Here is a 20,512-nt window from a genome sequence, read left to right on the forward strand (position 1 = left end):
GCTCCTATTCATTGGGATTCATGAGAGTACCAGGATCGCTGGAAAGACCGTCGCCCTTGTTCGACAGGACCACGGCATCGCTACCGTCAGGCGTTATTCCCGAACGAATGACCGGATTGCCGTCGCGAACATCATGAACGGCTTCCATCGCGCCGGGTACCGGTTTGATCGCCTTCATATCTTTAATCTGTAGTATCCGTTTATCCTTTACTCCCGTTAGCGAGTGATTTCTAATACATAGACGGATGACGCCCTCAGCTGACAGGTCACTTGAGATTTCATTACTGATAATTCATGAGCTTCGCAGACCACCGCATCCGGATTTTGCACACTATTTATTGATTCATAATCGTCCGCTGTTACTTCCAACAGATGAGCTGTGCCCGACTCTGCAAATCCGTCCAACTGCACGTCGGTTAGCGTATCTTCGAGACTTCGATTCACCATAAAGATTGTCAGTTTATCGCCACGATCATTCGTACAAGCCACGACGTCCAAATTCGGCAGGTTATCAAGCTGTGGTGCAGCAGGCGCAAGGCTACCCACTTGAAAGCTGCCGCAATCGGTATGGCTCTCCACCACATAGCCCAAGTCTCGGTTTCCATACATTTTCATGACATAATAGCTTGGAGTTCCGTACACGGTCAAGGAATTCTCGCTTCTGCCAGCGGACTTACCCCGAAACTGATCCGCATAGAAATCCCCTACTCGGATACATCCGCCAAGCCAGCCGTTGACGAGGTCGGAGAAGCTGCCTATTTCAATCAAATCGCTATTTCGAATGTATTCATTCAAATTCGCTGCATTTGCAGCCGCTGCTTCTAAGGTGTGTTCATTCGGAAGACCCTTGCGGATGGTATTCGGATAATACATCATATTGTACTCGGTGATCGCCAATTTCAGGTGAGCATAACGGGCGGATGTTCCGAACATCTCCCTTAATTGCCTTACGGTCTCCCTCGTCCATTCCGGATAAGAGAGGATGGCCTTATAGCGCTCTTCTTTCGGCGTATGAGCATTCATCCCAAAACGGTTATATCCGTGATACAAATGCAAGGTTAAGTAATCGATCTGCTCAGCAGCTCGTTCCAGCAAGGTTATGTTCCAATCCATTTTCTCATTACCGCAAGCGAGCAGCCTAATCCCTGGATCGATTGCTTTCATAGATTGGGCAAATCGCATGTAGCGTTCTGTGAATTGCTCGGCGCTGCAATGCCCGACCTGCCATGCTCCCCAAACTTCGTTGCCGATCTCCCAGTACTTCACACCATACGGCTCGGCGTGCCCATTAGCAGCCCGCAGTTTTCCCATAGGGGAATTCGTATCGCCATTGCAATACTCAACCCACTCGGCAGCTTCCTCCGGAGTACCTGACCCGTCGTTTACACAAATCAGAGGCTCCACATTCAGTTCACGGCAAAACCCAATAAACTCATCCGTACCAAAATACTTATTGGTCCATCCTCCCCATGCTTCATTGACTACACAGGGCCGCTCATATACAGGGCCAATCGCCTGCTGCCAATGATAGGCACTAATATAATTCCCTGCAAGCCGCATCATGCCGGCGTTTAAGTCCCTAGTCATATCCATGACTTCTTTACGAACATTGCCTACGCTGTCAGAAGGCAAGAGTGAAATATGATCAAGCCAAAGCATCCCCGTGGATACATGATCCAGCCAGCGCTCATGATCCGAAGGTACATATAATCTGAACTCCGCTTGCTCATAAGACCGACTGACCGTCAATCGCGATTCATAATGCTTCCAGTTATGGCTAACCAGATCTATTCGCGTCCGCCCAAGCACTTCTCCACTCGTCGTATCTACAATCTCTGCTACAACATACTTGATTTCGATAGAAGCTCGTGCATACAGAGCCAAATAATAGCCATCCCGATCTTGTTTCACAGCAATCGCTTGACTTATACCTGCGTATGCCTCGTCGTCACTATAGATACGTACCAACTGACTATGTCCGGAATGATGCGCAGCAGCAGACTCAAGGCCATACATGGTGCTTTTCCCATTCGTATAAGGACGCCAGCGTCCGGAGAGCCCCCTACATGTCACGTCTGCACTTTCAAAATCCATATCCGCAAGTGGATAGGCCAACATCGCATTCATATGATCACGGATATCTTCCACAAAATGTCCGAATATGTAAGGATTAATTCTGTCTTTACGGACTTGATTCGTCTTCACCTGGATCTTAGCTCTTGCTTGCATAAACACAACGCTTCCTTCCATCCATTATCCTTTTAATGAACCAATCATAACGCCCTTCACAAAATGCTTCTGTACAAAAGGATACATTAGCAGTACCGGTAAGCTAGAAATAATAATAACCACATATTTGATACTCTCAGCCAGCAGTACTTTGGATTCCAGTCCCACATTGCTGTCAACCGCATCCGCCTGACTGACCATCAGCACTTCACGCAGCACAAGTTGTAACGGGTACATATCTTTGCTCCGAATATAGATCAATGCATTGAAGAATGAATTCCAGTGACCGACAGCGTAAAACAGGATCATGACTGCCAAGATCGGCTTGGAAAGCGGCAATATCACGTGTGTCAAAAGCTTCCAGTTCGAACATCCGTCGATGTGTGCCGCTTCTTGGATCTCCCAAGGGATATTGGATTGAAAATAAGTTCTCATGACAATCAGATTATAGGTGGCAATTGCGCCAGGTATCACTAGCGCCCACATCGTATCCACCATACCTAAGTTTTTAACGAGGAGATAAGATGGAATGAGCCCCCCGCTGAAAAACATCGTAAGCGTTACGAAAAACATGATAACACCCCGCCCAGGCAGGTCTGGTCTTGAAAGCGGATAGGCCGCTAATGTTGTCATGATTAGATTGATCGCCGTACCAACAATCGTATACACAATGGTATTTCCATATCCGTTCCATATTTGAGCGTTTTGAAATACATTCTTGTATGCCTCTAAAGTAATCTGTTTAGGAAGTAAAAGCACTTCGCCATTCAGCACCAAAGCTGGGTCACTGAAGGATGCACTAACGATAAATAGTAACGGGTAGAGCACCACTACCAATATAATGACAGCCAATGAGTTAACGACAGCATCGAATATTTTCTCATCCGAATTTCTTTTCTTGGGCGTTTGTTCCCTCATCACATAGCCCCTCCTTACCATAAGCTTGTCTCTGCCTTTTTACGGGCAAAGCGATTTACGAGTATCAGCAGCATTAAGTTAACAATAGAGTTAAACAGGCCAATTGCTGCTGTATAGCTGTATTCTCCTTTAAGAATACCTGCTGAATAGACGAAGGTAGATATGACATCACTAGATTCCAAGTTCAAATTATTTTGCATTAACAAAATTTTCTCGAAACCGACATTCATGAAATGTCCAACATCAAGAATGAGCAGGATGACGATGACAGGGAGAATGCCTGGAATGGAGACATGCCAAATGCGCCGCAATCGACTTGCACCATCCATTTTGGCCGCCTCGTACAGCTGCGGGTTGACTCCGCTAAGAGCCGCAATATAAATAATCGATTGCCACCCCATATTTTGCCATATGTTAGATCCAATAAAGATGGACTTAAACAAGCCAGCTGAATCCAGAAATCGAACCGGTGCCCCGCCAAATGCTTCAATGATCGTATTCACAGGACCCCCTTGCGGAGATAAAAACACCATCAGCATGCCTACCATGACGACGACAGATATAAAATGAGGGATGTAAGTAATGTTTTGCACAATTTTGCTGAATGCTTTGTTACGGATTTCAGTAATAAGTAAAGCCAGCAGTATTGGAATAGGAAAAGCAAACAATAGGGAGAACAAGTTTATCGAAATGGTGTTCCACAGGAGCCTCCAGAAATAATAAGATTCTACAAAGCGTTTGAAATGATCCAAACCCACCCATGCACTGCCACTGATCCCCTTGGCCGGACTGAAGTTTTTAAATGCAATCTGCAAACCATACAAAGGTCCATAATGGAACACAAGGTACCAGGCGATAGGTATCAGCAGCATCAGGTAGAGATCGTATCGACTACCCATCGATTTTAAGAGGCTGGAGCGCCTCGTTTTGGATCGAGACGCAACGCCCACAGTATTTGCCGTACTCTTCATCTGTAGTCCTCCAGCCTTTATGAGGCGCTTATTTTTACTTTTTGAGGTTATCGTAAGCGGCCTGATACAGCTTTTGCAGCTCGTCTATTTTCATTTTCTTCAAAGTGGCCTGGAACTCTCCCCACTTATCGAAGCTAAGGGCGCCTGCAATAAACTTGGTGCTCTGCTCATCGTAATATTTATCAATATCGTTCCGCAGCATATTGATTTGTTGGGCTGTTTGCTCGTCAAACATAGGCGCTGCATAGCGAATCTTCGGCATGAAAGGATCGAGTTTCTTTTGAGCTTCCTGGACCTGTGGCGGATTGATGTAAGAAGCAACCTTCTCGCTGATCAGATGCGGTGCCCCGCCTCCAGCGTAAGGGGTGATTTTGGATTGATTGCCTGTCGCCAAAAAGGCATCTGTATAAAAGGGAATCCCATTGCGCATTTCATAATTCTCATTCAGACGACCGAATCGCAGCAAAGTGGAACCTTCGTCGCCGTAGAAATAATCTACCCATCGCATTGTTGCTTCCGGATTCTTGTTAACCGAGGTGATGGCAAAAGCTCCAAAATCCCTTGGTACCGGAGCGGCTAACTGCAGTCTGTCACCATGCGGTCCCTTAACCGGGGCTATGCCAATATATTGATCTGCAACTTTCGTGTCCAGCATGGGATTGTTCGTCTGATCAAAGAAGAAGCCGGTATTTCCTGACCCTTGCTTGGCCAGATATTGAGCTTCTTTCGCAGTAAATAGTTCCTGATCCAGCAGTTTTTCCGAGTACAGCTTGTTTAAATACATCAATAATTCTTTATTCCGATCACTGCCCATCCAAATATTAACCTTGTTATTCTCCAAGTTAATGTTATAACCTAACTGAAAATCCAGACCAAAAGATCCGGCCATGATAGGTACGATACTTAAGGCGTTGCGTGCTGTCATCGGAAGCTCGTCTTGCTTACCGTTGCCATTAGGATCTTTATCCCGGAAAGCTTTTAGCACCTCGTACAGATCGTCCGTAGTCTCAGGTTCCTTCAGGTTCAGCTTCTTCAGCCATGCTTGATTCATCCATCTTTTGTCAGTTCTGGCAGCGTTGACGCTTACAATACCCGGGATGGCATAAATATGGCCTTCGGGTGTTGTAATGGCTGAACGAATCTCAGGATAGGTATCCATTAATTTTTTCAGGTTTGGAGCGTACGAATCAATCAGCTTCTCGAGCGGAATTAATTGGCCGCCTGAACCGTAGCGGATTGCTTCTAAAGGTGTAAGGCCTGAGCGGTACATCGCATCAGGGAGCTCATTAGATGCAAACAAAAGGTTCTTTTTCTCAGGAAAACCATCGGTTGGCGCCTCGATAAATTCAACCTGAATATTGCTCAATTTTTCATAGTCCTGGAACACCGGCATATCCTTAAAGGGTCCGTTGGATGGCGCAATTCTTGTGAACATCTTCAGCTTAAGCGGTTCATTGACAATGGGAAATCCGGCTATAGACACACTTTTCTCTGCATCTGTATTGGATTTGTTCTCATTCTTCTTGCTCGTCGTATCCGAGCTGCATGCGGTAAGTGTCATACCTGAAACTACTAATGTGGAAAGCAGTAAAGTCCCCCAATTTCTTTTCATGCTTACGTTCCTCCGTTCGAGATGTTTTCTTCCCCCTAAAGAAAGCGTTTTCTTAGGGTTGATCTAATTATAGTCAATGTTTTTCTCTTTATGGTTCAACATATATGACTTTCCATTCTACTTTTTTGACTGTTTGAGGTTATCCATGTACACCTGAGGTGTCATTCCGTTTATGATTTTAAAAACTTTAAAATAGTAAGTATAACTCAAAAAACCGACTTGACTGCTAATCTCTTTCAAAGAATAAGAGCCGGATTCCATGAGCATGCAGCTTGTTTTAATACGAACTCGGTTCAAATATTCCGTGAACGTCAAATGCGTTTCCTCTTTGAACAATCTGCTTAAGTAGGAAGGATTCAAATTAAGGGCACTCGCCGTGATGTCCAAAGAAATGTTGGAAGCATAGTTGTCCGTAATAAATTGTATGGCTTTCGAAATATGACGCGAATAGGGTCCTCCTGCATGCTGTTGCTTGATGACTTCAACCATACGTGCATAGTAATTTAACAACCATTGCTCAAGCTCGGCAATGTTTCCAATTCGCCCAAGTTCACTTCGTGAAGGGATGAGTTCGTTTTTTTCTATGGGTGTATGAGGAAAATGCCGCTTCAACGATATTTCAACAATATGCAGCATTTCGCTTACAATGATTTGCACCGTCATGGCGTAGACAGGCAGACTCCGTACTCCAGCAAAAATGGTTGAAATGATATGGTTAATCCTTTCCCCATCCAACTGTTCCAGAAAAAGCAGTAATTGCTTCTGCTCTTCAATAAACAGTGAATCCTTCAGGATGGATGTATGCGAGGTTTGATAGAACATGTCGTTCATATCCTGGTTAGCTTTGCTATAACTGACACCAAGCTGTCTTAAACTTCCGCATAGCTGCCCTATCGCATAGACACATTTTAAGTTAAGGAATTTCTCGAGAGAATGGGAAAGGCTGCTCATGGCTTGATTGATTTGGGTTGTAATCGTGTGCTCGCTTCGATCCGCAGAAGAAAATAGGACAATAAAGCGTCCCTCCCCCACATAGCCAACCGTCCGCTTCTGAATGTCACCAATTGCCATCTGCATGACATCCGTAGCCTGCTGTACAAAGCGATTCTTCTGTACATCGGTCAAGGACTCCGTCAACAACAGAAAAGGAACGATTTGTACGGTAGCGGTTCCATAATTTATGGAATGGGTATAGAGCTCATTGTCCCGTGCATAAGACTGCAGCTCTTCACCGGCTTCTTGGACATCTCTAGCCAAATTAGCTACGTGCTCGCGAAGTATAACCGGACTTAGACGTTCAATCATTTTGGTTTGAGCACTGCGAGCTTCATGCTCCCGTTCTTCACTCTTCAATTCCTGAACCGCTTTATTCAGAAGCGACAAAAGCGCAGCCGGGTTCAAGCGATGTTTGAGCAAATAATCCATAGCACCGTTCATTAAGCAAGTCCGAACATAATCGTAATCGTCAAAGCTGCTCAGCATGATCATTTTAACCTTGGGAAACCGGTCTCTGATCATACGGCTCAGTTCTACCCCATTCATTAACGGCATGCTCACATCCAAGATCGCGATATGCGGAGTATGCTGCTCCATCATGGAAAGGGCCATAGATCCGTTATGTGCTTCACCGCTTATGGTGAATCCATGCTTTTCCCAATCCAACATACTCTTCACATCGTTACGTGCCAACGCCTCGTCATCCACCAATAATACTTGAAACATCTATCATTCCCCCTTTTGCATACGATCCACACTCGGCAGCAATGGGAATCTGATCTGCACGTTGGTATACGAATCAGGTTCACTATAGAGGAACACGCCGTAAGGCTCCCCGAACAGTCGAACGATGCGTTCGTGCACATTACGAACTCCCATGCCGCTGAAGCGTGTGCTGGTCTGGTCTTTATTTACTTCTAACAGAGCATCGATCTGTTCCTTCGACATTCCTTTTCCATTATCTCTGACTTCGATTCTCAGTTCTTTGTTTTCCTCATAAATGCGAATTAACACCATACCCTCATGCTCCGAAGATGATATGCCATGAATGATGGCGTTTTCCACAAGAGGCTGCAGCATTAACTTTAAAACGCTGTATTGTAAAAGCTCTTCATTTTCGACTTCTATGTTCACATGTAAGGGTTCCACATATTTATATTTTTCAATATTTACGTAGCTGCGGACATACTGCAGTTCTTCTTGCAGGGAGAGAAATTCATTCGTATTCCCCAATACACCGCGCATGAGTTCTATCAAAGATTCCGATACCTCAACAATATTCGGCACCCCGTTAAGCTTAGCCAAATACTTTACCGTATTCAGCGTGTTATAAAGAAAATGGGGACGGATTTGAGCCTGCAAAACAGCCAACTCCGCTTCACGCTTCTCCTTCTCGGTGGTCACGATTCCCTCAAGTAAACGCTTTAATTCTTCCACCATACTTTTGAATACCTGATAGAGCTGACCTATTTCATCCTTAGAATGAATTTCTATGGACGGGAGCGTCATGTTGCCTTCCATGACATGCATCATCATGGATCTCAGCCTTCGAATATTTCTTGTAATTCTTGATGAAACTTGTAAAGTGGCGATTACGATAATCATAAACACTATAATGGCTACTGTGGCTAATACATTGCGTATCCGCGTCGTTTCCGTTAAAAGCGACTTCATCGGAACGAGTGCTACCGTGGACCATCCTGTATAATCCGATTTTCGCGTGATGACCAGATAAGATTTCTGGTCGATGACCCTTTCAACCGAACCGTCTGTACCGGCCAGCTCCTGTTTTAGCCCCATAATCGTTTCCTTGTCAAGGGCGCTTGTTTGGGGTTGATAAATGAATTCGTTGTTCCTGTCAACCACAAACAACATACTATCCGACGTAGGTTTGACATCATATATTTTCTTAATGAACTCGTCATTCAGATCGAACATCACGATACCGATTAAATTACGATTATATCGGAGCTCGCGCCCGGTCACAATGGAGTCAATGACGCCGGTTTGATGAAAATAAGCATGACCTGAGCCATTTTGAAGTAAATAATCCATCATTGGTGTGTATAAAACGTTTTTGTCGAGCCAAGGGGAGCCGACGAAAAACACCTTTTCGTTCAACCCGATGACGGCAACTCGTGAAATGTATGGCTTGTAGGCAATCAATGCGGATAAAAATTCCTCGATCCGCTTTTGCTCTTGGAACCACTCGTAGCTTGGTTCCTCCGTCTTGCTAAGCAGCGTATCCAGCACTGTTTTATTGGTAGCGACAACCGTATTTAAGCGACTAACTTCCTCCAGCCGAAGATTTAATGATTCGTCCGCTTGTCGTATGCTTTCCATGACGGAAGTAATCGCATTATTCTTGACCGTTTCTCTCATGTACAAATAAACAATACTCGTCACAGCAACGATTCCAAACAGAGTAACCAGACTGAATGCGACAAAGATTTTCCCCTGAATGCTTACAGTGGGTGAAATCAGCTTTTTTATGGAGAATAACTTCATTAACCGGCACCTCCTTTTCATATGGTCAATTCGTAGAAAAAACATGAATCCAGCCCGAACAGGAGCTTGATTCATGTTTTTATATTACTCATAACAAGGTGCAATGCATAGCCCCTGTCCATCCTCTTCAGCAATATCCTCACTCTGCCGAGGAATTGCTTGTTCTCTTTTTCCGGTATTCCCCCGGAGTAATCCCCTCTATCTTTTTGAAAAAACGGATATAGCTGTTTACATTGTTGTAGCCAACCGCCATGGAGATATCATTCAAGTTCATATTTGTATCCATTAACAGCTTTTTGCTTTCTTCCATTCTTTTCAGCGTTAGATACTCAAGGATGGTTTGGCCCCTATGCTGCTTGAATATACGGCTCAAATAAGAAGAGTTAAAGCCTACACCTATGGCAATCATTTCGATGGACAAGTCTGTTTGATAGTGTGCATGAATGTATGCAACGACTTTTTCTACGGTTTTATTGTTTTTATTGTCCTGCTCTTGAATGAATGTTGTGATTTGGGCAACAATACCCGAGATCCACTGGTGGATATGATCAATGGTTTCCCGTTTGGCCAGCTCCCGGTAAAGTATGATATCTGGACCGAATAATTGACGCGGGTGGCCATTATGTTCGAGTAACGCTTCAATACTGGCTTCAAGTACACGATTATAAGCCATATAAACCGATTCTGATTGAAGCTGCTTTTGTGTAATTTCCGTTTTCAGCTTTTCTAGAATCGACAAAACCTCTTCCGTGTTTCCCACCTTTAGGTTATTCGTGATCTGCTTCTCGGTCTGCAACAATGGATAATAGTCTCTATCCTGCTCTTGAATGTGTATTTCGTTTAATTCGTACAAAAGTACAGATTTAGCACCATGGAGAAGCTTGCTTTTAAGTACCTGGAGTGCCTCTTGATAAGATTTATGCGTTTGGGTGATATCCAGATAGACACTGCCTATGCCGATCGAAATCGATAATTTTAATAGTTCACCAATGACAGACTGCACATGCCCGGCGAGCTCCCGAAGCTCTTCCGCCTCCATTATATCGAAAACATTGATAATAACGGCCTGCTGGTGCTCCGATACATCCGTGATGACAAATCGATAATGGGTTTGCGTCTGAATCAACTCTGAAATGATATTCGAGATCGCATATTGATACAAATTCAATTCTTTACTTGAAAAACGCTGCGTTAATTCGGCGGCATAGTCCATTTCGATGAGCATAACGACATACCCTCGCATCGACAGCTCCAAACGATAAAGTTCAATTTGCTCTTGAATGTCCGAATGATCTGTTAATCGTTGATGCAGCAGCGCCATCGCAAAGCGATCGAGCATTGCCGGTGTCTGCTTGAGAAAAAGCTGGTCCAGCAGTTTCTTTTCCCCTATGGCTGTCTTCAGTACATCGGATACCAAACTCAGTTCGTTTGTATGAAGTAACGGATTTTCTAAAGAGAGCTCCTCCATGTATGTTCTTGTTCGCTCCATCAATTGTTTGATCGGATCGTACATTTTACGTGAAAGCCAATATGAGATCACAATGCCAATTATACTTAACATCACGCAGAATCCTAATGTGAGCCACCCAATATAGGAAAGTCTTTCGTAAATATTGGTTAGAGGCGTCTGGGACACAAGCCTCCATCCATTCCATAGTTGGGTCGAATAAGCGACCAGCAAATGCGGCTGATGGGCTTTATCTGTAAAAAAGCCCTCACCTGCAGTTGAAGCAACTTGCTTCATATTTGCTTGAGTCACGTCATTGCCTATATTCGCCTGCTTGTATGACGTAATAAATTGACCGTCCGATGCGACGATATACGTGTTCATGTGCGCAATATTTTGCATTTGCGTAAGCAGTTCCTGCAGTTGATCCTCATAAAGATGTATCGCCAGATATCCGATTTTTTCATGGTAGCTGATAGGTACCTTGCTAATAAATGTGATAATACTTTTTTCCTGTTCGTCATTATTGCTTATTAGCCTGGGGGGAAGCCAAAGATGATCATGATCCGTTCTCCGAATCGCCTCCACCCAACGGTCAGCCATGCTGCCTTGGTAAGGATGAATGAACACATCGGAAGAAATCATTACCTGACCGGATTCGAAAAAAAGCTGGATGGATTGAATCTTCTGATCCTGTGCGACGGCTTGCTTGAGCATATCTTGAAACTCATTAAGCAAGTAACGATTTTCATGATCGGCGGAATAACTGTTCAATCTCCCATCCAAGCCAATAGCCACTGTCAGCGAGTTGATTCTTCTTAGTGTATCGTCAAATGTTGCCACCGTGTGCCGCAATGAATTAGTATGAGAACGGCTGATTTCATCTACAGCCGTGTACAAAGCAAGACGATATGAAAAGAAACCGATTCCAACAACAGGCATGAGAATAACAATTATATAGGAGATGAAATATAACAACAGCAACCGATTCGTTTTTTTCCATTGTGTCCATTGCCGAGTAAATGTTCTCATGATAGTTACCTTTCTTTTTATGCAATATGCCTTAATTATGCCATAACTCATCCCGTTTATGATATAAAGTGTCAGAAAATCATGACGCACGTCAGTAATGTATGATGCTGAGATATGACTTTTCGAGATGAACATACGAATACTTCCCATATACAGCTAAGAATCAAGAACGATATGATAAATGTGCAAGTCAATTACTTGTCAGGGGGATTGAAAATGAGAAAATATGTAAGCATTGTATTAACGGGCTGCTTAACAGTTTCATTATTAGCTGCTTGCTCGTCACAGGGAAATAAACCGAGTGAATCGCCAAAAGGGAATGATCAAGCATCTGCACCCAGCACTTCCAGTTCACCCGTTACATTAAAGTTCGCAAGCTGGAGTATTAATGAAGCAGCAACCAAGGATGCGCTGCAGCAAATGGCTGACACTTACATGAGTTTGCATAAGAATGTCAAAATCGAATTTATTGGTATTCCGTTCGGAAACATTAAAGATCAAACCTTTGTGATGGCATCAAGCGGCGATGCTCCTGATATCATCCAAACATTCACCGCTTCATTCCCAACCTATGCCGCCTCCGACATCGTGGAACCGCTTGACGATTTGCTTGGAAAAGATTACGTAAATGATCTACTTCCTTCCTATAAAGATGATTATACTTATAATGGCAAGCTGATGGGGATTCCGTGGGCAGCTTCGCCTTACGTTCTGTATTGGAATAAGGAACTGTTTAAAAAGGCGGGATTGGAGCAAAAACCGCCGAAAACCATGGATGAAATGCTGGATATCGCCCGTAAAATTTCCAAGCTAAAAACCGACAGCGGAGAAAATATATATGGGCTGGGCGAACCGACGGATAAGCTGCCCATCAACGGTATGATCTTCTTAAAGACGCTTTACAGCTTTGGCGGCTCTATCTTAGATACGAACGGTAAGGTGAACGTAAATACACCGGAAACAATCTCTGCCTTTAAGTACTATCAGACATTGATAAGCGAGAACTTGTCGCCACAAGCGGCGAAACTGAAAGACCTGCGCAATCTGTTCGCGATCGGACGTCTCGGCATGTATGCGGACGGATATTACGGTAAAGCCGTGTTCCGTTCGTTAAGCGGTAAAGGAGAAGCGTTCGATAGCACTTGGGAAGCAGCTCTGATGCCTGCTGGCAAATCGGGCAAAAGCGTCTCCATAGGCGAAGCCCATGGACTCGTCATCACCAAAGATTCCAAAAATAAGCAAGAAGCAGCCAATTTCATCAAGTTCTTAACCGACAAAGACATGATGCTGCTTTATCATCAAAAGAGTGATGTCGTTTCCGCCAGAAAATCGGTAAGTTCACTGCCCGAATTCAACAGTAGTCCTTTCGATAAAGCGTTAAACCAACAAATGGGTGCTATTAACGCATTGCCCAAAAATAATCAGGGCCTAGAGCAATCGTATCTGGATATGGCGGATTCCATTCTAAAAGTTACTATTGCTAAAGAATCGCCGGAAAAAATAGCGTCTGATTTGGATGCCAAGCTTAAACAAGCGCTGAAATGACCCCTTATAGAAAGAAGTGAACAACTTTGAAAAGCATAGCAGATACAAGTGTGAAACTCGAGAAACCTTTCAGAAATGCGTGGTTATCGAGTCGCGCCAAAGACAGATGGTTTCTTTTCTTTTTGTTAGCGCCACCTATGGTGCTGCTACTGCTGACCCTCGGCATTCCCATCGTCAAATCGATTTATATGAGTTTCTTTGATGTCACACTGGTGCGAATGAATGACTACAGGTGGAATAACTTCGCCAACTACTTACATTTGTGGACCGAAAATGACTTTATTCAAGCACTGCGAACAACTCTGATATATGTCGTAGGTATCGTGATTCTTCAATTTGTACTAGGTATCCTTCTAGCGTCGATGCTCAATCATGTGGTTCGAATGCGTAAATTGCTGCGTACTGCCATCCTGATTCCATGGACGATTCCGACAATTGTAGTCGCATTATTATGGATGTGGCTGTTTCAGCCTCAATACGGTGTTTTGAACTATATCCTTGTAAATTGGGGGATTATCGATAAACCTTACGAATGGCTGAGCAGTCTCCATCTTGCATTGCCGGCTGTTATGGTGGCTGCCCTTTGGCGGCAGCTGCCCTTCATGAGTACCATGCTGCTTGCCGGTATGCAGGGAATCTCCGCGGAAATTTATGAAGCATCCAAAATTGATGGAGCGGGCAGCCGACAAACGTTCTGGTACATTACGCTTCCGCAGTTGAAGAATACGATCAAAACGGTCACTTTGATCTCCATGATCGAGAATTTCAAAATGTTTCCGTTATTCTGGATTATGACTGGCGGAGGACCGCTGAACGCAACCACAACGTTAGCGATTCTAAGCTACAAAACTGCGTTTATCAAATTAAACTTGGGCGAAGGCGCAGCTATTGGCGTGTTATGGCTTCTATTGTTACTTTTCATATCGTGGGGCTATAATAAGCTATTTTCGATTGGTGAAGACAATCAGGCAAGGGGGCACTAACATGAATAACACCTGGAAAGAACGATTGCTGCGCTTAGTCGCGACCCCTGCTCTGCTGACCGTTTATCTCGCATTTTTTCTATTCCCCCTTTATTGGATGGCAATCACGTCAATAAAACGCAATTCCGAGCTTTTCGTGCTGCCACCCAAATGGATCGTCATTCAACCTGTCTTTGAACATTACGTCAAACTGTTAAGTGAATCGGCATTTCTCATCTATTACAAAAATAGTCTGATCGTCAGCCTGTCGACAACGTTATTAACGCTGCTTCTTGCCATCATGGCAGGGTATGCCTTCTCTCGGTTCCGGTTTCCTTTCAAAGGCTTCGCCATGCTAACGATCATGTCGACGCAAATGCTGCCCGTCGTTTCCTTGCTCATCGCGCTGTATGCGATGTACAAATCATATGGGCTCCTTAACACCCATTTAGGGCTTGTTATTGCCCTAACGACGTCTGCGCTGCCATTCTCCATCATGATGTTGAAAGTATTTTTCGATCATATTCCCATCTCTTTGGAGGAAGCTGCTAAAATGGACGGCGTAAGCCGTACGGGGATCTTGTTTCGAATCGTGATACCTTTATCCAAACCCGGTATCTTTGCAGTGGGCATCTATTCGTTCATCATGTCTTGGGACGATTTGCTGTATTCTCTCACGCTCATCACCAAGGATGCTCTGCGAACACTAAATCCTGGTATTTCCATTCGCTATATGGGCGAAGTCGCCTACGATTGGGCCAACATTATGACGGTTTGCGTCGCTTCCACCATTCCCATTATGCTGCTATTCTTATTTTTCCAAAAATATATGGTCTCCGGCATGACCGCAGGTGCGGTTAAGGAATAAAGAACTTCACCGTATCGACCCGAACAGTCGATACGGTGCTTTTTTTTGCGGTACCGCTTCATAGACATGAGGGTAATATTCATTCACATGTCCCTAATACTCACCTTGGCATCGTTATTCCACATTCACTTGCACATGGTGAACCTGATACAATCTGGATTGATTGCGTTTACAAATGATGAAAGGGTGATCCGTTTGAACAAAAGTTGTAGGAGAAGACTTTGGGTTGCATTCATGTCAATTGGAGTCGCTTTGACTTCCACATTAGTCCCTAGCGGGGTACAGGTGCAAGCTTCAGGCACCGTTCCTTTGCAAAATTATTTTACTGTCGATTCGGGAGGCGATCAGGGAAAAAAAATGCCTTTGTATGACGGGACCATTGAGAAATATAATGGTTTCTATTATGTGGCGGGAACGGGAACAACCGGCAACCTGTACAAATCAAAAGATATGGTTCATTGGGAAGGCCCCACTCGCTTTATATCAACCGACCCGGCTACTTTGCCTCCCTTTGCTCCGAACGATATCACATTCCCGAGATACGGCGCATCGGATTTCCTCTTTCATAACGGCGTTATGTTTTACGGTTTCAACAGCTCTAATCTGATTCATGGAAACCCTGCGACGATGTCCACAGACCATCCTGATTTCAGGCACAGCTTCTGGGATAAGCAGTATGACCGAGGGATTGATCTCCAATTTTTTATCGCCCCCAACGGAGATCAGCTTTATTTGCGCAAATTGAATCCAGGGGAGTCTGATCCTAATGTAGGCGGAGCCGCCTTAGGCCGTCCGGGCGTTTGGCTGTGGAACGTCAAATCATTTTTCAATGAGCTTGGTAATCCGGACCGAGGACTTGGGAAAGAGTTGCTCTTCACTTCGCCCGGATATTGGAGCAATCTGAACCATTTTAACTTTGAAGGGCCTGAGCTTTACTATCGGAACGGCCAATATTACTTGTTATATGCTTCCAACCAAATGGATCCCCGGTCGGGACTGTATGATACAGGCATTGCTCAATCCGATGATTACAACACCTTCAACAACAGCAAAAATCTACCTAATAAGCTTCTAGGTCGTAATATAGAGAGACTGCTGCTGAAGTATACTCCGATCTTGCCAACTGCGGAATTCGGCAGTCAGACGTACACCTTTACCTACGATAAGCCAGGTGACGGCTGGCAAAACATCGATTTTGATACTGCAAGCTGGAAAACCGGTAACGGCGGATTCGGTTATCCGATCTATACAGTAGCACCGGCCAGAGTACCGAGTATTTATACAACATGGGGTTCTTCAGATACACCTGAAAATCTGTGGACTCGAAGAACATTTACGTTAACCTCTGTCCCGGATACCGTGGTGCTCCGTCATCGATTGGAGGGTTATGGCAAGCTGTATATTAATGGTCAAGAGGTGGTTAGCCAACAAGGAATCCAGCCCGGTTATGCCATGGTCGAAGTGCCTAAGGGCATTCTCAAAACCGGAACGAATGTCATTGCCGCCACGATGAGCCGAACCGGTCCTCAGGTTTTAGCTGACTATCACCTCGATTTCGGTCTTTATGATACAAAAGGCGAGCCGGTAGAAGCGGATATTGTCGGACCTTCGCAGCCTAACATCATTGAAGGACCTAACGGCTTTGAGACATGGATCACTTACAAAGCATTTTGGGATGGCGTGAACGGCCAAGGCAAAGACCGGGTCTACTTCTGGGGTGACGAAATGGTCGTTGACGGGCCGACATCATCCACCTCATCAGGCGTACACTTTGATGCCTCCGCCCCGTCCTTTGAAGATCGGTTCAACAATGAATCCAGCTTGAAAAACTATATGCATGTACCTGCTGATACTCGCATCCATGAAGGCGTTCTATCGATAAACAGCCGGCAAGGTCAGAAGCAAATGCTCCTGAAAGAGGGGGCGTTATCCAATTATTATTTGGAATCCAATATTCGATTTGATGACTCTAAAGGGCTTGCAGGAGTAACGGTATGGTACCGGAACGATGCTAACCAAATCCAATTGCAAATTGATCGTGAGAGAAGAAAATATGTAATAACTACGATTCTAAACGCTCAAGCCTCGACTCAGGAAGCGGAACTCCCTTATACGTACCAATTCCTTCATGAAGACCCGCGCGCAGCCGATTTCGGCGAGCAATTTCATACGCTTAAGGTATATAAGAATGGCTCCAAGCTGTTCGCGGAACTGGATCATTATAAACTGAATAACGATCTGCCTGTCATGGAAAATGCTTTGTTGAACAAACCCGGCAAGGTGGGGCTTGTGTGCCAAAACTCCGTGTGCAGCATAGATAACGTCTCCTTGACATCCGGCTGGAGCGAGTCAGGAAACCAGATCAACAATTGGATCAGCCCATGGACTTTGACCGGACAAGGCCTAACCTCATCTGCTGCCGGTCCGTCTCTGAATGTAAAAGGTGATGCTTTAAGCGAGTATGAGTTTTCAGCTAACGTTAGCACGGATACACTCCCTGCAACAGGCAAAGCCGGCATTATCGTTGAATATATAGATGAAAATAATTACGTAGCAGCATTCACTAATTTTGAAACCCGGCAATTCGAGTTATACAAAGTCGTGAATGGTCAAAGCGAGCTTATTCAAAGCGCTTCAACCGCTCGCGATACGATTTATGGACATAACAATTACGATCCGGCTAATTACAATCTAAACTGCGGTGGAACCGCTACGCCGGCATGCGATATTGGGCAGCGGGAATATATGTATAAGCTGCGGGCGCCAGCTGAAGTGTCCCGCGCGAACATTCTTTGGACCGCTGGAGAGTTCAAATATTTAAAAACCACGTTCTTACTGCCGAATGTGACTTCATCTAATTTTGGATTCGATTCATGGAATAAAGACACGGGGGCCTGGTCTCCTGCTGGATTTACATACGATGGCAACGGTAAGAAGGGCATCTACCAGACCGCCAAATTCAATTCGAACCTGACGACAGATCAAATCCGCCTCAAGGTTCCGGCAAAAATCAATCGCCCGTTTGCGTTCTCCGTTCATGAGGAAATAAGCGCCCAAAACTTTTACCGCACGGTTCGCAAAGATGGGCAGCTTTACGTATGGGTTAACAATCAACTCATCTTTAAGCAAGCCGATCCGTTTGCCGGCTCACCGGCAAAGGCAGGGTTGTATTCGAACGATTTGGCCGCCAGATTCAATTCTATCACTACATTCGAAATGAACCCCCCCCGGTTGGAAGTCTTCGCCCCCAAAGCGGATCTAGCCAACGGAGAGCTCGTTTCAGGTACGAGCGTAACCTTGTCCACCTACACGGAGGGAGCCCGTATTTATTATTCTATGGATGGAAGCGCGCCAAGCCCAAGCAGTCAGAAATATAAAGGGCCAATATCCATTACAAAGCCTGTAACGCTGAGAGCCATCGCTGTGAAGGGCGGAATGAATGAGAGTGAAGAATTAGTTCAGAATTATTCGGTACTTGTACCATCCGCTCCCTAACTACACCCTGTGATTCTTGGATTTAGCAGCGAAAGACGCCTCCATCCCCACTCAGATCGTGGTAATGGAGGCGTCTTTCATGGATTACGGACATGAAGGAGCTAGCCCTTCGACTGATTTCTAAATTTCACAACAAGGCTCTATGCACAACCCCTGTCCATCCTCTTCGGCTTGAAGGAGGACAATTCCCACACGGGTCCGAAATGGAGCCGTTCGATCATTACCGAAAAATGTAGACAGGAGTCTGCCGTCATGATCGATAAACATCGTTCCGTGGCCACCGTGAGGTACCGCCAACTGTCTCGGGGTATAAGGGCCGTACAAATCATCAGCAACGGCATACATCAAATCGTAAGTGCCGTCCACTCGTTTATCGCCATTCCATTCCGCCGCACCAAGAATATACTTACCTTTATACTTCACGATAAATGCACCCTCATATCCAACGCGCTGTCCATCTGAGCTTAACAGCTTACGGGGGTCTTCTGCAAAGCCCGTCATATTCTTCTTCATCCTGGCAATTTTACCGTCCTGCCATACAAAATACACTTGACCATCATCATCCTGGAACAGACTGGAGTCGATATCCGTATTCGTCATTCGTCCCATATCGATATACGGTCCCTCTGCATGTCCGGATACACTTTTAATCAACCCGGTGCCTCCGCCTTGAAGAGAATAAGTGATCCAGAAGGTTCCGTACAAATAGATCATCTCCGGAGCCCAGAGACAAGGATTCTCATAGATGTTGTTCTCCCATGTACCATTTTCGGCTAAATCCCATACTTTCGCCACACGATTCCATTCCTTCAGATCTTTAGAACTCCACAAGTGAAGCTGGTTATTCCGGTCCCAGAAATTTCGATGCGGCATGTCTGAAGTCCCCGTCAAATAATATGTTCCATCCGGTCCTTTGCTAATATGAGGATCCCGAATCAGAAAGTCCGCGACAGGTTTAAGACTTCCCACAAGTCCCTTCTCCAGCACCGCTTCCTCAATCGGCCTTATGAATTCCGGGCTTACAAAGGACATGGGTACAACGGAAGGAAAATGCTCAACCGGTGAATAGCTGCCGCAGCCCGTGAAGGAAGCGTATAATTGATTGTCCGGTCCTATAAATAAGGAGACTTGTCCGCCATGAGGAAGCGCCAGATACCGCCTGCTATATGGACCATAGATCGATTGGCTCACTGCCACAAAGGTATCAACAGCATCGCTGCCCATCCTCTCAAGCGCATCTGCACAAAACATAAAGTAGTACCCATCCCGCTTGTATAAAAAAGCCCCGTACGTTCCTACCTGTAAATTCCGGGTGTACGATGGATGATCCTCTCGCCCCGCGACCTTCCAAGGCTGCACTTCTACCATCCGGGGAATTTCCGCAAGTCCTGTCATGTCCTCATTCATTCGGGCAATCCTGCCATTGCTGTAAACCCAATACACAACCCCGTCTTCATCCTCAAATAAAGAGGCATCCTTCCCGTCAGAAGTTATCTTCCCCATATCCTGGTAAGGGCCATTGACGGAGGCAGACAAGCTTTTGAGCAGGCCGGTGCCGCCTTGATTCAATCCATAGGTGATCCAGAACGTTCCATTCACATAGTGGATTTCAGGAGCACAAATACGAGAGAGGTCCTTGCTCTCCTTTTGCCACGTTCCCTCTTGCTCCAAATTCCATACTACGGCAGGTCCCGTCCATGACTTTAAGTCCGTAGATATCCATACCTGCAAGCATGTGCCATCTGTCGTTCCGGTCATATAGTACGTCTGATCCGGGCCTGTGCAAATACTGGCATCTTTGAATGACACATCCAAAATTCGTTCTATCATTACTGCAGATTCAGAATAGCCTGTACAGGCGGACCATTCCGTTTCAGGATGAGGCGGCTGGATGATAAAATCGCTGTTCATTGTTTTCTTCCCTTCCTA

Annotated in this window: 13 protein-coding genes; 4 read left to right on the forward strand and 9 right to left on the reverse strand. The window is 45.1% G+C overall.

What is annotated here, in order from left to right:
* Positions 1 to 4: 4 nt before the first annotated feature.
* The 8 genes from QFZ80_RS21865 to QFZ80_RS21900 all read right to left on the reverse strand — a co-directional run bounded on the left by QFZ80_RS21865 (position 5) and on the right by QFZ80_RS21900 (position 11,713).
* Positions 5 to 178: a hypothetical protein gene (locus QFZ80_RS21865; RefSeq protein ID WP_307560974.1), complete on the reverse strand. Its 174-nt coding sequence runs from the start codon at positions 176 to 178 to the stop codon at positions 5 to 7.
* 38 nt (positions 179 to 216) lie between these two features.
* Positions 217 to 2,229 carry an alpha-L-arabinofuranosidase C-terminal domain-containing protein gene (locus tag QFZ80_RS21870; protein ID WP_307560976.1) on the reverse strand — a complete coding sequence of 671 codons (2,013 nt, stop codon included), beginning with the start codon at positions 2,227 to 2,229 and terminating at the stop codon, positions 217 to 219.
* A gap of 24 nt (positions 2,230 to 2,253) precedes the next feature.
* On the reverse strand, positions 2,254 to 3,147 hold the full coding sequence (locus QFZ80_RS21875; protein ID WP_307554198.1) for a carbohydrate ABC transporter permease: 894 nt from the start codon (positions 3,145 to 3,147) through the stop codon (positions 2,254 to 2,256).
* 14 nt (positions 3,148 to 3,161) lie between these two features.
* The gene (locus QFZ80_RS21880; RefSeq protein WP_307554196.1) at positions 3,162 to 4,118 is read right to left on the reverse strand and encodes an ABC transporter permease; all 957 of its coding nucleotides are present in this window, start codon (positions 4,116 to 4,118) and stop codon (positions 3,162 to 3,164) included.
* A gap of 34 nt (positions 4,119 to 4,152) precedes the next feature.
* On the reverse strand, positions 4,153 to 5,730 hold the full coding sequence (locus QFZ80_RS21885) for an extracellular solute-binding protein (RefSeq protein WP_307560979.1): 1,578 nt from the start codon (positions 5,728 to 5,730) through the stop codon (positions 4,153 to 4,155).
* 117 nt (positions 5,731 to 5,847) lie between these two features.
* Positions 5,848 to 7,452 (reverse strand): response regulator transcription factor, encoded by a 1,605-nt coding sequence (locus QFZ80_RS21890; RefSeq protein WP_307560981.1) that lies wholly within the window; start codon positions 7,450 to 7,452, stop codon positions 5,848 to 5,850.
* A 3-nt stretch (positions 7,453 to 7,455) separates the two neighbouring features.
* On the reverse strand, positions 7,456 to 9,234 hold the full coding sequence (locus QFZ80_RS21895) for a cache domain-containing sensor histidine kinase (RefSeq protein WP_307560983.1): 1,779 nt from the start codon (positions 9,232 to 9,234) through the stop codon (positions 7,456 to 7,458).
* A 139-nt stretch (positions 9,235 to 9,373) separates the two neighbouring features.
* Positions 9,374 to 11,713, reverse strand: coding sequence for a helix-turn-helix domain-containing protein (locus tag QFZ80_RS21900; RefSeq protein WP_307560985.1), 2,340 nt, complete (start codon positions 11,711 to 11,713; stop codon positions 9,374 to 9,376).
* Positions 11,714 to 11,929: 216 nt separating this feature from the next.
* Between QFZ80_RS21900 and QFZ80_RS21905 the strand changes: the two genes are divergently transcribed.
* The 4 genes from QFZ80_RS21905 to QFZ80_RS21920 all read left to right on the forward strand — a co-directional run bounded on the left by QFZ80_RS21905 (position 11,930) and on the right by QFZ80_RS21920 (position 18,583).
* Positions 11,930 to 13,258, forward strand: coding sequence for an ABC transporter substrate-binding protein (locus QFZ80_RS21905; protein ID WP_307560987.1), 1,329 nt, complete (start codon positions 11,930 to 11,932; stop codon positions 13,256 to 13,258).
* Positions 13,259 to 13,284: 26 nt separating this feature from the next.
* A complete protein-coding gene (locus tag QFZ80_RS21910) occupies positions 13,285 to 14,241 on the forward strand; it encodes a carbohydrate ABC transporter permease (protein ID WP_307554182.1) in 957 nt (318 codons plus the stop codon).
* 1 nt (position 14,242) lies between these two features.
* Positions 14,243 to 15,088: a carbohydrate ABC transporter permease gene (locus QFZ80_RS21915; RefSeq protein WP_307554180.1), complete on the forward strand. Its 846-nt coding sequence runs from the start codon at positions 14,243 to 14,245 to the stop codon at positions 15,086 to 15,088.
* Positions 15,089 to 15,322: 234 nt separating this feature from the next.
* A complete protein-coding gene (locus tag QFZ80_RS21920) occupies positions 15,323 to 18,583 on the forward strand; it encodes a chitobiase/beta-hexosaminidase C-terminal domain-containing protein (RefSeq protein WP_307560989.1) in 3,261 nt (1,086 codons plus the stop codon).
* 120 nt (positions 18,584 to 18,703) lie between these two features.
* Here QFZ80_RS21920 and QFZ80_RS21925 read toward each other — a convergent pair whose 3' ends face one another.
* Positions 18,704 to 20,494 carry a family 43 glycosylhydrolase gene (locus QFZ80_RS21925; RefSeq protein WP_307560991.1) on the reverse strand — a complete coding sequence of 597 codons (1,791 nt, stop codon included), beginning with the start codon at positions 20,492 to 20,494 and terminating at the stop codon, positions 18,704 to 18,706.
* Positions 20,495 to 20,512 lie beyond the last annotated feature (18 nt).

The organism is Paenibacillus sp. V4I7 (genome assembly GCF_030817275.1).
In the GTDB taxonomy this organism is placed as follows: domain Bacteria; phylum Bacillota; class Bacilli; order Paenibacillales; family NBRC-103111; genus Paenibacillus_E.